Origin of the sequence: Streptomyces sp. NPDC056144 (assembly GCF_042264145.1) — a bacterium.
Classification (GTDB): domain Bacteria; phylum Actinomycetota; class Actinomycetes; order Streptomycetales; family Streptomycetaceae; genus Streptomyces.
The window spans coordinates 401040-414646 of record NZ_JBHJVF010000003.1 but is presented as its reverse complement, the minus strand read 5'-3'; the positions used below and the strand labels follow the sequence as shown (position 1 = coordinate 414646).

Sequence of the window (13607 nt, the reverse complement as noted above, 5' to 3'; positions counted from 1 at the left end):
GTTGAGCTCGAACGAGTGAACGCTTGAGCACCCCCACGCCCATTTGTACTTTCCGCCAGTCGGAATATTCCGCAGAGAAACAAACCGATAGGATCCGCCTTATGCGCCGTTCCAAAATCGTCTGCACGCTGGGCCCCGCCGTCGACTCGTATGAGCAGCTGAAGGCTCTCATCGAGGCCGGTATGAACGTGGCCCGATTCAATTTCAGCCACGGCTCCCAGGCAGAACACCAGGAGCGGTACGACCGCGTCCGGCAGGTCTCCGCGGACACCGGGCACGCCGTCGGCGTCCTCGCCGACCTCCAGGGCCCGAAGATCCGCCTGGAGACCTTCGCCGAAGGCCCCGTCGAGCTGGTGCGCGGTGACGAGTTCACCATCACCACCGAGGACGTCCCCGGCGACAAGTCGATCTGCGGCACGACCTACAAGGGCCTGCCCGGCGACGTCTCCAAGGGCGACCAGGTCCTCATCAACGACGGCAACGTCGAGCTCCGCGTCGTCGAGGTCGACGGCCCCCGGGTCAAGACGATCGTCGTCGAGGGCGGAGTCGTCTCCGACCACAAGGGCATCAACCTGCCCGGCGCGGCCGTCAACGTCCCCGCCCTGTCCGAGAAGGACGTCGACGACCTCCGCTTCGCGCTCCGCATGGGCTGCGACATGGTCGCCCTGTCGTTCGTCCGCGACGCCAACGACGTCAAGGACGTCCACAAGGTGATGGACGAGGAGGGCCGCCGGGTCCCCGTCATCGCCAAGGTCGAGAAGCCGCAGGCCGTCGAGAACATGGCCGCCGTCGTCGACGCCTTCGACGCCGTCATGGTGGCCCGCGGCGACCTCGCCGTGGAGTACCCGCTGGAGAAGGTCCCGATGGTGCAGAAGCGCCTCGTGGAGCTCTGCCGCCGCAACGCCAAGCCGGTCATCGTCGCCACCCAGATGATGGAGTCGATGATCACCAACTCCCGTCCGACCCGCGCCGAGGCGAGCGACGTCGCCAACGCGATCCTGGACGGCGCGGACGCGGTCATGCTGTCGGCCGAGTCCTCCGTCGGCGCCTACCCGATCGAGACCGTCAAGACGATGTCGAAGATCGTCGCCGCGGCCGAGGAGGAGCTCCTCTCCAAGGGCCTCCAGCCCCTCGTCCCGGGCAAGAAGCCGCGCACGCAGGGCGGTTCGGTCGCCCGCGCGGCCTGCGAGATCGCCGACTTCCTGGGCGGCAAGGCGCTCGTCGCCTTCACCCAGTCCGGCGACACGGCCCGCCGCCTGTCCCGCTACCGGGCGCAGCAGCCGATCCTGGCCTTCACGACGGACGCGAACACCCGCAACCAGCTCACCCTGAGCTGGGGCGTCGAGTCCCACGTGGTCCCGCACGTGGACAACACCGACGCGATGGTCGACCTGGTCGACGCGGAGCTCCTCAAGCTCCAGCGCTACAACGCCGGTGACACCATGGTCATCACGGCCGGCTCGCCCCCCGGCGTCCCCGGCACGACGAACATGGTCCGCGTCCACCACCTCGGTGGCGGAGAGCGCGACTGACCTCGTCGCTCGTGACGTACGAGGAAGCCCCCGTCCGGTGCGGACGGGGGCTTTCTCGTGTGCTGTACGAAGGTGTCAGCTGGGCTCGATGGTGTTGCGGAGGCCCGGCACCTTGAGCGTGCCGCCGAACTGGCCGGCCTGCTTGAGCTTCACGTTGCTGAAGAACGCGAAGGGGACGTCCAGCGGCGGCGGGGACTCCGGCGCGAAGGTGATCGGGATGATGCCGAAGAGGTTGCCCTTCAGCTCCTCCGTGTACATGGTCACCGTGCCGTTGCGGATGGTCGACGTCGAGCCCCTGTTGGAGCGGACGTGTCCCGTGTAGCCCTCGGAGTGGACCGTCAGCTGGTGCAGGTCCTTGATGTCGATCGAGGTCGCGGTGAACTTCAGGACCTTCTTGATCTTGCCGCTGCCGGTCTTCACCTCGACGATGCCGTGGTACTTCAGACCGCTCAGCGTGAGCAGCGAGCTCTCCAGCCGCCACGGGTCGTCCGGGAGCAGCGGGATGCCGGGCTCCAGGTCGGCCGCCGCGAGCGCCTCGGGGTCGGGCTCGGGGCACGGGAAGCGCGGCTTGGCGCCGTCGGGTATGGACTCGTCCGGCTTCGCGTCGAGACCCTTGGCGCTCTCGGGGAGTTCCTCGACCTTCGCACCGGCCTCGGCGGCCGCCTTCTTGATGGCGTCCTTGGCGGCCTTGGTGGAGGCGTCCTCGGTCGCCTTCGGCTTCGCCGTCGTGGTGGCCGTGGCGGTCGGCTCCGGCTCGGCCGTGGCGGGCGCGGTGGCGCTCGGCGCGGTCGTCGGCGCGGCGGTCTCGTCGTCCGCCGCCGCCTCGACGCGGTCGGCCGCCGGGGCCTCGGTCGTCGGCGCGGCCGCGGTGGTCGCGGTGGCCGTCGGCTTCGGGTCGGGTCCGTCGAAGAGGTCGCGGAGCGCGTCGCCGACGCCCAGCGGGTCGAGCGGGTTCGTCGACTTCGTCGGCGAGGGGGTGCTCGTCGGCGTCGCCGTCGGCGCGGGCGCCTCGGCGTCGTCCACCGCCTGGGCACCGCCCGTGCGCTGCGTGGCGGTCTCGCCCGTCGCGGTCGGCGCGGGGGTCGCGGTGGCGCTCGGAGCCGTACTCGCGGAGGCCGTGGCGGACGGGGAGGCGGACGCGGTCGCGGTCGCCGTCCCGGAGGGAGTGGCCTCCGGCTTGGCGCTCTCGTCAGGCTTGGCGCTCTCCGTGGGCTTCGCGCTCTCGGTCGGCTTCGCCGTGTTCTCCGGCGTCGCCGTCGCGGTCGCCGTCGCCTCGGGGGTCGGCTCGTCGGAGCGGGTCACGCAGGGGCCGGGCGCGAAGGGGATGTCCTTCTCGTCGGCGAGGGCGAGCTTGGGCGTGAGGCCCATGCCCACGAACACCGCGGTCGGCATGGCGGCCAGCGCCATGGCCTTGCCCGCGGGGCCCTGGATCATGTTCAGCAGCGACTTGCGCGGGGCCGCGTGCCGCGGGCCCGTCTTCCCGAGCGCAGACTGCGTCTCGTCACCCCGCACTGTTCCTCCCGCCATTGGCGTCGATCGTCGATTCGGTCGCGTGGTGCTCCGCCTCGGGGTGCTCGGAGATGCCGTCGAGAGCGTCGTCGGTGTCGAAAGCGCCGTCGAGGCCGTCGGCGTCGTCGGGCGTTTCCTCCACCGGCGGCGCGGGCGCCCAGGCCACGGACATGCCGCCGCCGATCAGGGAGAGCAGGAATCCGATGACGAGACCGCCGAAGTTCGACACCGGGATGGAGACGAGCCCCAGGATGATCGTCGCGATGCCCGCGAACACCCGGACGATGGGCTGGAACCACATCGTGAAGCCGAGGGTGATGAGCAGGACGCCGATGATCAGCGCTCCGGCGCCGGCGGTCGTCTGCATGGCGAGCGTGGCGTTACCGAGCCGCAGGTCCCCGTACGGAAGGTAGGCGATCGGTACGCCACCGAGCATGGTGAGGAGTCCCGCCCAGAAGGGCCGGGTCTGCCGCCAGACCTTGAACCGGTTGTCCTGCTTGGGGACTCCGTGGGAGGCGGGGATCTCGGCGCTCATGAAACAGCTCCCTGGAAGCGGTGTTGCTGAGAAGAGTGGTGAAGGTGGTGCGGGCGCCCGGAGCGGGTGGGGCCGTACGGGACGGCCCCCACCCTCCGGACCGGAATCAGCCCTTGTAGCACTCCGCCGACTCGCCCCGGTGCAGGGAGAGGCTCAGGTTGGGGAGCTTGAAGGTCGCGGCCGTGGTGGCCCACGCCTTCTGGCGGACGTCGTTCAGGACCGCGGTCTTGGCACGCTGACCGAAGCCGTACGGGTTCGCCTGGGTGTTGGGCTGGATGCCCGGCTTGCCGGCGACCGGCTTGCCGTCGGGGCCCGTGTTGAGCTTGCCGACGGCGATACCGAGGTCCATGTCGGTGAACTCGGCGTCGGTCTTCAGCTCGGCGACATCGAGGTAGATGCCCTTCGCGTAGACCGGCGTGCCGCCGTTGCCCGCCTCGAGGCGGAGCGTGACGGACTCACCGATGAACGGCACCTTCGGCGTGACGACCGACTGGCACATGTTCGTGATCCAGGCCTCGGAGAAGCCCGAGACGGCGACCGGCTCGGCGAAGGGCTTGCCTTCGAGGTCCGTGCCCCCGTCCACGCTGCCGTACTGGACGAAGTCGTTACCGACGAGGCGGTCGGCCTTCACCTTGAACTGCTGGCCGGAGATGCTGAAAGACGCGGCGAGAGCACCCTGGGCGAGGCCGACGCCGATCGCGGCCGTGGCGGCCACGCTCGGAACCATGACGACCGCGAACCGCTTCCACCTGGTCCCGCCACGAACCTGGGACTTCATGAGAATTCCTCCTTCTCGGACGTACACATCCGCGCGGGCCTGGGCCCGTTCGGGATGGGAGAAGAGCTACGTCCTCGGGAAGGGCACCGCCGGGGCGTCAGGCGGCGCTATGCACGTCCGAATCACCGGCGATCACTCCCGAGCGACAACCATGAGCCACGCTTTGCGCGTGACCGGATTGGACAGGCCCCGTTCGGTGAGATCGGGAACCCCCCTGTCCACGGCCGGTGCCAAGAGCGCCGGCCTCGCCCGGTGGGGACCCCCGCCGCGACCCGGTTGGTTGCCGGGGTGATGCGGTGAGGACCGAGCGTCGCCGATCGTGGTCCATTCCCGGCCCTCGCACAAGGGGTTCATTACTCGCTAGTAACGCGTCGGTGACGAGCTCGTGGCGGGGCGACTCCGGACGGCCACACAGGGTGGACGGAAGTGAGCCGGAATGTCGGCCGAAGGAGTGAAAAACACGGGCAAAAGGCGCCCAGTCATTTACTGCAAGTAACAGCGGCCGCGATTACCAAGTTTTGGTAAAGCGCGGCCGCCGCGTGTCGCCGTGTCGCCAAATCGTCAGGCGCTTCGGCACTCTGTGTGGCTGTCGGGAAACTGTCAGGAGCAGATCAGAAGAGCACCCGGGCGAGCGCCTGCCGGGCCGCCGTCACGCGCGGGTCGTCGGCGCCGATCACCTCGAAGAGCTCCAGGAGCCGCAGCCGCGCCGCGTCCCGGTCCTCGCCGGCCGTGCGGCGCACGGTCTCGACGAGCCGGCCGAAGGCGTCCTGGACGTGACCGCCGACGAGGTCGAGGTCGGCGGCGGCGATCTGCGCCGTGACGTCGGCCGGGTTGTCCGCCGCGTTCTTGCGGACGGCGCCGGGGTCGAGGTCCTGCACCCGCTGGAGCAGCTCGGCCTGCGCGAGACCGAGCTTGGCCTCGGGGTGGCCGGGGTCGTCGGCGAGCACGTTCTTGTACGCCTGGACGGCGCCGGCCAGGTCACCGGCGTCGAGCGCGACCATGGCCGCTTCCAGCAGCGCGTCGTACGGGCCGACGGGGCGCTCGGACGGGGCGGCGCCCTCGGCGTCCGCGTCCACCCGGATGCCCGTGAGGCCGAAGCGCTCCTCGCCGATCTGGATCAGCTGGTCGAGGGTCTCCCGGATCTGGGCCTCGGGGACCGCGCCCTGGAAGAGGGGCAGCGCCTGACCGGCGACCACCGCGAAAACGGCCGGAATTCCCTGGATGCCGAACTGCTGCATCAGCATCTGGTTGGCGTCGACGTCGATCTTCGCGAGGAGGACGCGGCCGTTGTACTCGACGGCGAGCCGCTCCAGGAGGGGGCCGAGCTGCTTGCACGGCTCGCACCACTCGGCCCAGAAGTCGAGGACGACCGGGACCTCGGCGGAGCGCTGGATGACATCGCGCTCGAAGCCGGCCTCGTCGACGTCGATCACCAGGGCGGACGGGGACACGGCGGCGGAGCCACCCTGCCGGGCTGCCTCGGCACGGACCTGCTCCGCCTTGGCCTTGGCCTCTCCGGCCGCCTTCACCGCGGCGAGGTCGACGACGCCGCTCATGGACATGTTTCGGGGCTGCATGCCTACATCCTCCCCCTTCCGCGCGCGTCACCGTCACGCGGTGGCCGAACCGCGTACGTCATGGCTGAACCGTGCCGTCCGCGCGCCTCCCGCCGGTGATTGCGAGACGCACGGACGACACGGTCCCTGACTGTCTTCGTCATGCGTGGTGCATGTCGTGCATGTGATGCATGTGGTGCATGTCGTGCGTGTGGTCATCGGATCCCCACCCGATGGCCCGCCGGGTCCCCACCCGGCACATGTGGTTGTCGCTCAGGCCGCTCATTGCCTTTCGCTACAGGTCGTAGCGTAACTCTCCGGAGGGAGCCTCCGGGAGGGGCCGGGCCCCGATCCGTACGGTGAACTGCCTCACATCCCGCACCTCTGGCGCCCTACCTACCGACGGGTATGGTCGACGTCCATGTGCAGCAGCAAGCCCCCCACCGGCCGCACCGGACGGCCACGCTCCACCGAGGCCGACACCGCCATCCTGGAGGCGACCCGGGCCGCCCTGGTCGACCTCGGCTGGTCCAAGCTCACGATGGGGGACGTCGCCGGCCGCGCCGGGGTGGCGAAGACGACCCTCTACCGCCGCTGGGCCAACAAGAACGAGCTCGTGGTGGACGCCGTCGCCGTCCTCTTCGACGAACTCGATCTGCCCGACCTCGGTTCCCTCCAGGCGGACATCGAGCACGTCGTCATCCAGTTCGCGGCGCTCCTGCAGCGCCCGGAGACCAAGACGGCCCTGATGGCGGTGGTCGCCGAGTCGACCCGCGACGAGCCGCTCCGCGAGCGGATACGCGCCTCGATCGTCGACCGGCAGAAGCGGCTCGTCCTCGCGGGCCGCCGGCGGGCCCAGCAGCGCGGCGAGCTGCCCTCGGACCGCGACCCGGTCGTCGTGGACGCCACCGACGACCTGATCTTCGACGTGATCGCGGGCGCGGTCCTGCACCGCGCCCTGGTGAGCGCGGAGCCGGTCGACGGCGCATGGGCGGGCCGCCTCTCGGCCCTCCTGGTGGGCGGCCTGGGCGCGGTGGCGAGCCTGGGCTGAGGACGGCGGACCGGGGCCGAAAGTCCGAGGCGGCCGGGGCCCGTCAGCCCCTACGGTGGCGACCGTGACGACTCACCTCACGGACTCCGTCCGCGCCCTGCTCGACGCCCCCAACCCGGCCGTCCTGGCCACGATCCAGCCCGACGGCTCCCCGCAGACCTCGGTGGTGTGGGTCGGCCGCGACGGCGACGACGTCCTGATCTCCAGCCAGGACGGCCGCCGCAAGATCAAGAACATCCGCGCCGACGCCCGCGTCAGCCTCACCGTCCACGACGGCAGCGCCGAGTTCCGCTACGCGGAGATACGGGGCACGGCGACGGTCACCGAGGACGCCGGCCGGGCGGTCGCCGTCGCGCTCGCCGAGAAGTACGAGGGCGAGGGCGCCGGAAAGGAGTACCTGGAGCTGCCGCCGGAGGAGGTGCGGGTGGTCGTGCGGATCACCCCGGCGAAGGTGCTCGGCACGGCGGCCAAGTAACGGCCGGGACACGCGCGAGGGGCGGTACGGGATTCCCGTACCGCCCCTTTCACACGGGGAACATCAGAAGCCCGGGGGCTCCACGTACACGCCCCACTCGTCGCGGAGCACGCCGCAGATCTCGCCCAGCGTGGCCTCGGCGCGGACCGCGTCGAGCATCGGCGCGATCATGTTCGAGCCGTCGCGGGCCGCCGCCAGCATGGCGTCGAGGGCGGCCCTGACCTTGGCGTCGTCGCGGCGCTCCTTGCGCTCGCCGAGGACGCGGACCTGCTCCCACTCGACCTCGTGGCTGACGCGGAGGATCTCCAGGTCGCCGGTGACGGAGCCGTGGTGGACGTTGACGCCGACGACCCGCTTGTCGCCCTTCTCCAGGGACCGCTGGTACACGAAGGCGGACTCGGCGATCTCGCCGGTGAACCAGCCGTCCTCGATGCCGCGCAGGATGCCGGAGGTGATCGGCCCGATGGGGTGCTGGCCGTCCGGGTGGGCGCGGCGGCCGCGCTCCTTGATCTGGTCGAAGATCTTCTCGGCGTCGGCCTCGATGCGGTCGGTGAGCTGCTCGACGTACCAGGAGCCGCCCAGCGGGTCGGCGACGTTGGCGACGCCGGTCTCCTCCATCAGCACCTGCTGGGTGCGCAGCGCGATCTCGGCGGCCTGCTCGCTGGGGAGCGCGAGGGTCTCGTCGAGGGCGTTGGTGTGGAGGGAGTTGGTGCCGCCGAGGACGGCGGAGAGGGCCTCGACCGCGGTCCGTACGACGTTGTTGTACGGCTGCTGGGCGGTGAGGGAGACACCGGCGGTCTGGGTGTGGAAGCGGAGCCACTGCGCCTTGTCGGTCTTGGCGCCGTAGACCTCCTTCATCCAGCGGGCCCAGATGCGGCGGGCGGCGCGGAACTTCGCGATCTCCTCGAAGAAGTCGAGGTGGGCGTCGAAGAAGAAGGAGAGGCCGGGGGCGAAGACGTCGACGTCGAGGCCGCGGCTGAGGCCGAGCTCGACGTAGCCGAAGCCGTCGGCGAGGGTGTACGCGAGCTCCTGCGCGGCCGTCGCCCCGGCCTCGCGGATGTGGTAGCCGGAGACGGAGAGCGGCTTGTACGCGGGGATGCTCGCCGCGCAGTGCTCCATGAGGTCGCCGATGAGGCGCAGGTGGGGCTCGGGCTCGAAGAGCCACTCCTTCTGCGCGATGTACTCCTTGAAGATGTCGGTCTGGAGCGTGCCGTTGAGGATGCCCGGGTCGACGCCCTGGCGCTCGGCCGCGACCAGGTACATGCAGAAGACGGGGACGGCGGGGCCCGAAATCGTCATGGAGGTGGTGACGTCGCCGAGCGGGATGTCCTTGAAGAGGACCTCCATGTCGGCGGCGGAGTCGATGGCGACACCGCAGTGGCCGACCTCGCCGAGCGCGCGGGGGTCGTCGGAGTCGCGGCCCATGAGGGTGGGCATGTCGAAGGCGACGGAGAGGCCGCCGCCGCCGGCGGCCAGGATCATCTTGTAGCGCTCGTTGGTCTGCTCGGCGTTGCCGAAGCCGGCGAACTGGCGGATGGTCCAGGTCCGGCCGCGGTAGCCGGTCGGGTGGAGCCCTCGGGTGAAGGGGTACTCGCCCGGCCAGCCGATGCGCTCGAACCCCTCGTAGGTGTCGCCGGGCCGGGGCCCGTAGACCGGCTCGACCGGGTCACCGGAGAGCGTGGTGAAGTCCGCGTCCCGCTTGCGGGCCTTGTCGTAACGGGCCTGCCAGCGACGGCGGCCTTCCTCGATGGCGTCAGCGTCCATGCTTCGAATTTACTAGGACGTCCTAGTAAATGTCGATGGCAAACCCCCGCACATACGTGCGGGGGTGGGGGCCGGTCAGACCTTGACGGGCGCCGGGGCCGCCGTGCCCGCGATCAGCGCGCGCGCCTCGCGGGTCACCTTCGGCTCGACGAAGAACGAGGCGAAGGGGATGCAGCCGGCGGCCAGGACCCAGAGCAGCCTGCCGAACGGCCACTTCATCTTGGAGCCCAGGTCGAAGGCGAAGAGGACGTAGATGATGAAGAGCACACCGTGGATCTGGGAGATCAGCATGGTGTCGCCGACCTCGAACACGTACTTGGCGACGATCGCGCCGGTGAAGACGAGGAGCCAGATCGCGGTGATGTAGGCCATGACCCGGTAGCGGGTCAGCACAGTCTCTTTCATGCCATCGAGCGTAAGGGACGGTTCGGGGCGATCTTCGCGGGGGTCACCCCTCGTCGAAGTCGTCCGCCGCCACCCGCAGCGGGCGGAGCATCGCGAAGATCTCCGCGCACTCCTCGGCGTCGTACACCCCGAGCCCGAACTCCATCCCCATCAGGTCCCGGGTCGCGGACTCGACGACCTCGCGCCCCTTCTCCGTGATGGAGGCGAGGGTGCCGCGGCCGTCGTTGGGGTTGGGCCGCTTGTCGACGAGGCCCGACTTCACCAGCCGGTCGACCGTGTTCGTGACGGAGGTCGGGTGGACCATGAGCCGCTCGCCGATCTTGGACATCGGCAGCTCGCCGGCCTTCGAGAAGGTCAGCAGGACCAGGGCCTCGTACCGCGCGAAGGTCAGCCCGTACGGCTTGACGACCGCGTCGACCTCCGCGAGGAGGATCTGGTGGGCGCGCATGATCGAGGTGATCGCGGCCATGGAGGGGACCGGGCCCCAGCGCTTCTGCCAGAGTTCGTCGGCGCGTGCGATGGGGTCGAAGGGGAGACTGAGCGGCTTCGGCACGCGTCGACCTTACCGACAGGTCACATGCCGGTCAGCCCTGTCTCGCCTTTCGGTCGCGCGCAGCTCGGCCGCGGCGGCGAGCAGGCACAGGGTGCCGACGACTCCCGTCCCCGCGACGACGGTGTGCGCGGGGGCGAACTCGGCGGCGAGCCCGGCCCCCGCCATGCCGACGCCCTGGACGGTCATCATGCCCGCCGACATGAGGGTCATGGCCCTCCCCCGCTGCTCCTCGGGGACGGCGTCGACGAACCAGGCGTCGAGACCGAGGGTGTACGCGCCGGTGGCGCCCGCCAGGAAGAGCGCGAGGGCCGCGAGGGCGAGGCCGGGCGCGGGGGCGTAGAGGAGGTACGGCAGCACGCCGGTCACGGCGAGCGGCAGCACGATCCGGGAGCGCGCGGCGGCGGAGAGGAACGATCCGGCGAGCAGCTCGCCCGTGATGGTCCCGACGGGCAGCGCGCACATGAGGAGGCCGAGGGCGGCGGTGGAGACGCCGATCTCGTCGGCGTACGGGGCGGCGAGGGCCTCGGGGACGACGGCGAAGAGCGGCGGCACCCAGAACATCAGCATGAGCGCGCGGACACGGCGGTTCCGCAGCACGGCCCAGGTCCCGGCGAGCCCCTGCCGCTCCCCGGCGGCCCGCGCGGGGCGCCGGACGGTCCCGAACCGCAGCAGCAGCGCGGAGAGGAGGAACGTGACGGCGGTGACGGCGAGGGCGCCGCGCGGCGGGACGACGGTCAGCAGCACGCCTCCCACCGCGAACCCGGTGAGCAGCGCGCTCTGCGAGACGATCCGCAGCAGCGACCGCCCGAGGACGAAGAGGTCCCCCTCCCCCAGGATGTCGGCGAGCGTCGCCATGCGGGTGCCCTGGAAGACGGGCGAGACGAGGGCGATGGCGCACCGCAGGACGAGCAGCAGGGCGACCGGGGCGACGGGCGCGACCATGACGGCGACGCAGGCGGCGCAGAAGAGGTCGCAGACGACGAGGATCCGCCGGGGCGGAAGCCGGTCGGTGAGCCCGGCGAGCAGGGTCCCGCCGACCAGGTAGGGCAGGAACCCGAGGGCGAAGGTGAGCGAGGAGAGCAGCGGCGACCGGGTGAGGTCGTAGACGAGCACGGTGAGCGCGAGCTCGCTGACGACCACGCCGAGCAGCGAGAACAGATGCGCCACGAACACGACCCGGAACTCCCGGACGGCGAAGACGGCGAGGTATCCGGGACGGGGCGGGCGCTCGTGGGCAGCGGCGGGCGCGGGCGCCTGGGGTGGCGTCCCGGTGTCGTTCGTGGGCATGCGAGCAGGGTGCCGGGGGGTCCGGGGCGGGCCTAGACTTTCGGCTCCAGGCGAATCATGGAGGCCCAGCGGTGCCGTACCACCTGCACTTCGGCGAAGCCGACCCGCTGCGGATCCGGTTCGCGATCTCGCCGCTCTGGGAGACGCACTCCGCCGTCCGCGTGCTCGCGCGGCCCCGGCAACAGGCGTACCACCTGCCGTGGATGCGGCGGATCGCGGGCGCCGCCCGGGAGCTCGATCTCGGGCCGCTGCACCTGCTCATGCCGATGAACGGGCACAGTCCGGACTTCCTCTATCCCCCGCCCCTCGGGCCCGCCGCCTCCTTCGAGGACGAGATCGCGGCCGTACGGGAGACGGACCCGGCGCTCGTCCACGACGACTTCACGCGGGCGCTCGCCGACACCCCCGGCGCGGCGGAGACGCCCGAGGGCCGGCGGCTGCTCGCGGATCCCGCCGGGGCGGTGGGGCGGCTCGCCGAGCTGCTCCGGCTCGCGTACGAGGCGCTCATCGCGCCCGACTGGCCCCGGCTCCGCGCCCTCCTGGAGGCGGACGTGGCCTACCACTCGCGGCGGCTCGCCGAGGGCGGGCTCGAACGGCTCCTCGGGGAGCTGCATCCGGCGTTCTCCTGGGACGCCCCCACCGCGACCCTCACCGTCGACTACAAGGGCGAGCACATCCGGCCCCTCGACGGGCAGGGGCTGGTCCTCATGCCCTCCGTGTTCACCTGGCCCGACGTCGTGAGCGGCTTCGATCCGCCGTGGCAGCCGACCGTCGTGTACCCCGCCCGGGGCATCGGCGGGCTGTGGTCGGAGGCCGGGGGCCGGACCCCGGAGGTCCTCGCGCGGCTGCTGGGGCCGGTGCGGGCGGACGTGCTCTGCGCCCTGGAGGAGCCGATGGGGACGACCGCGCTCGCGCACCGGCTCGGCAAGGCGCCCTCCTCCGTCTCCGCGCACCTCTCCGTACTGCGCGACGCGGGGCTCCTGACGTCCCGGCGCTACGGCCATCAGGTGCTGTACGAGCGCACTCCGCTGGGCATCGCGGTGTCGCAGCCGGACGCGATGTGACCGTTATGTCACGATGACGCCGCCGACCGACCGTCCCGTACCCGACTCTGGGGGCCGGATGTCCCGCCGTACCGTCACCACCGCGATCGCCTGCGCCCTCGCCTCCGCGCTGCTCCTGAGCGGGTGCGGCGGCGACGACGAGCCCGCCGGGCGGACCCCGGTCGGCCCGCCCTCCTCCGCCGGCGAGGCCCCGCCGCCCTCCGCCGGCTCGCCCTTCTGGGTCGACCCGGAGAGCGACGCGGCGAAGCAGGTCCGGCAGTACGAGGCCCAGGGCAGGGCCGAGGACGCCCGGATCCTGAAGCGGATCGCCGAGCAGCCGGTCGCGGACTGGCCGGCCGGGGACAACCCGGTCCCGGAGGTGACGCGCGCGGTGAGCGGCGCCGCCGCCGAGGGCAGGACGGCGGTCTTCGTCGCGTACAACATCCCGCACCGCGACTGCGGCATGTACTCGGCGGGCGGTTCGCACGACGGCCAGGCCTACCGCGCCTGGGTCGACGCCTTCGCCTCGGCGATCGGCGACGCCTCCGCGATCGTCGTCCTCGAACCGGACGCGGTGCCGCACATCGTGGACGGCTGCACCCCCGGCCAGTACCACGACGAGCGCTACCAGCTGCTGACCGAGGCGGTCGAGCGGCTGAAGCGGCAGCCCCGCACCCGGGTCTACCTCGACGCGGGCAACCCGGCGTGGATCAACGACCCGGGCAAGCTGGTGGAGCCGCTGCGCCGGGCGGGGATCGCCCGCGCGGACGGCTTCTCGCTGAACGTGTCCAACTTCCAGACGAACGAGGCCGTCCGGGGCTTCGGCTCCACGCTCTCGGGCCTGCTCGGCGGCACCCACTTCACCGTGGACACCAGCCGGAACGGCGACGGCCCCCTCCCGGGTGACCGGGCGGAGGCCTGGTGCAATCCGCCGGGCCGGGCCCTCGGCGTACCGCCGACGGACCGGACCGGGGACGAGCTGGTCGACGCCTATCTGTGGATCAAGCGGCCGGGCGACTCGGACGGCCAGTGCCGGGGCGGCCCGGCGGCCGGCACCTGGTGGCCGGACTACGCCCTGGGCCTTGCCCGCAGGGCGAAGTCCTAGCCGGGGACGGGGAC

13 protein-coding genes are annotated in these 13607 nt (G+C 71.4%); 5 read left to right on the top strand and 8 right to left on the bottom strand.

Annotated elements, in window-relative coordinates:
* Positions 1-101 precede the first annotated feature (101 nt).
* A complete protein-coding gene (gene pyk / locus ACFC0Z_RS12760; protein ID WP_376435999.1) occupies positions 102-1532 on the top strand; it encodes a pyruvate kinase in 1431 nt (476 codons plus the stop codon).
* Positions 1533-1607: 75 nt separating this feature from the next.
* On the opposite strand, the gene ACFC0Z_RS12755 is transcribed toward pyk, so the two are convergent.
* From ACFC0Z_RS12755 to ACFC0Z_RS12740, 4 genes are all read right to left on the bottom strand, one after another.
* Complete coding sequence (locus ACFC0Z_RS12755; protein WP_376436675.1) at positions 1608-3044, bottom strand: hypothetical protein; 1437 nt, start codon at positions 3042-3044, stop codon at positions 1608-1610.
* Entirely contained in the window at positions 3034-3576 is a 543-nt protein-coding gene (locus ACFC0Z_RS12750; protein ID WP_376435997.1) for a DUF6114 domain-containing protein, read from the bottom strand. The genes ACFC0Z_RS12755 and ACFC0Z_RS12750 overlap by 11 nt, the downstream gene beginning before the upstream one ends.
* 106 nt (positions 3577-3682) lie before the next feature.
* Positions 3683-4354, bottom strand: a complete 672-nt coding sequence (locus ACFC0Z_RS12745) for a DUF6230 family protein (protein WP_376435994.1) — start codon at positions 4352-4354, stop codon at positions 3683-3685.
* Positions 4355-4965: 611 nt separating this feature from the next.
* Positions 4966-5931 carry a tetratricopeptide repeat protein gene (locus ACFC0Z_RS12740; RefSeq protein WP_376435992.1) on the bottom strand — a complete coding sequence of 322 codons (966 nt, stop codon included), beginning with the start codon at positions 5929-5931 and terminating at the stop codon, positions 4966-4968.
* Positions 5932-6331: 400 nt separating this feature from the next.
* Between ACFC0Z_RS12740 and ACFC0Z_RS12735 the strand changes: the two genes are divergently transcribed.
* Positions 6332-6961: a TetR/AcrR family transcriptional regulator gene (locus ACFC0Z_RS12735; protein WP_376435989.1), complete on the top strand. Its 630-nt coding sequence runs from the start codon at positions 6332-6334 to the stop codon at positions 6959-6961.
* 55 nt (positions 6962-7016) lie between these two features.
* Positions 7017-7436, top strand: coding sequence for a PPOX class F420-dependent oxidoreductase (locus ACFC0Z_RS12730; protein WP_376435986.1), 420 nt, complete (start codon positions 7017-7019; stop codon positions 7434-7436).
* 63 nt (positions 7437-7499) lie between these two features.
* On the opposite strand, the gene ACFC0Z_RS12725 is transcribed toward ACFC0Z_RS12730, so the two are convergent.
* The 4 genes from ACFC0Z_RS12725 to ACFC0Z_RS12710 form a co-directional block, all read right to left on the bottom strand.
* Positions 7500-9200 (bottom strand): methylmalonyl-CoA mutase, encoded by a 1701-nt coding sequence (locus ACFC0Z_RS12725; RefSeq protein WP_376435983.1) that lies wholly within the window; start codon positions 9198-9200, stop codon positions 7500-7502.
* Positions 9201-9275: 75 nt separating this feature from the next.
* Entirely contained in the window at positions 9276-9605 is a 330-nt protein-coding gene (locus ACFC0Z_RS12720) for a DUF3817 domain-containing protein (protein WP_376435981.1), read from the bottom strand.
* Between the two features lie 43 nt (positions 9606-9648).
* Positions 9649-10158, bottom strand: coding sequence for a MarR family winged helix-turn-helix transcriptional regulator (locus ACFC0Z_RS12715; RefSeq protein ID WP_376435979.1), 510 nt, complete (start codon positions 10156-10158; stop codon positions 9649-9651).
* A 9-nt stretch (positions 10159-10167) separates the two neighbouring features.
* Complete coding sequence (locus ACFC0Z_RS12710) at positions 10168-11445, bottom strand: MFS transporter (protein WP_376435976.1); 1278 nt, start codon at positions 11443-11445, stop codon at positions 10168-10170.
* Between the two features lie 71 nt (positions 11446-11516).
* Between ACFC0Z_RS12710 and ACFC0Z_RS12705 the strand changes: the two genes are divergently transcribed.
* Together ACFC0Z_RS12705 and ACFC0Z_RS12700 are read left to right on the top strand one after the other, a co-directional pair.
* Positions 11517-12509, top strand: coding sequence for a DUF5937 family protein (locus ACFC0Z_RS12705; protein WP_376435973.1), 993 nt, complete (start codon positions 11517-11519; stop codon positions 12507-12509).
* Positions 12510-12567: 58 nt separating this feature from the next.
* Entirely contained in the window at positions 12568-13593 is a 1026-nt protein-coding gene (locus ACFC0Z_RS12700) for a glycoside hydrolase family 6 protein (protein ID WP_376435970.1), read from the top strand.
* Positions 13594-13607 lie beyond the last annotated feature (14 nt).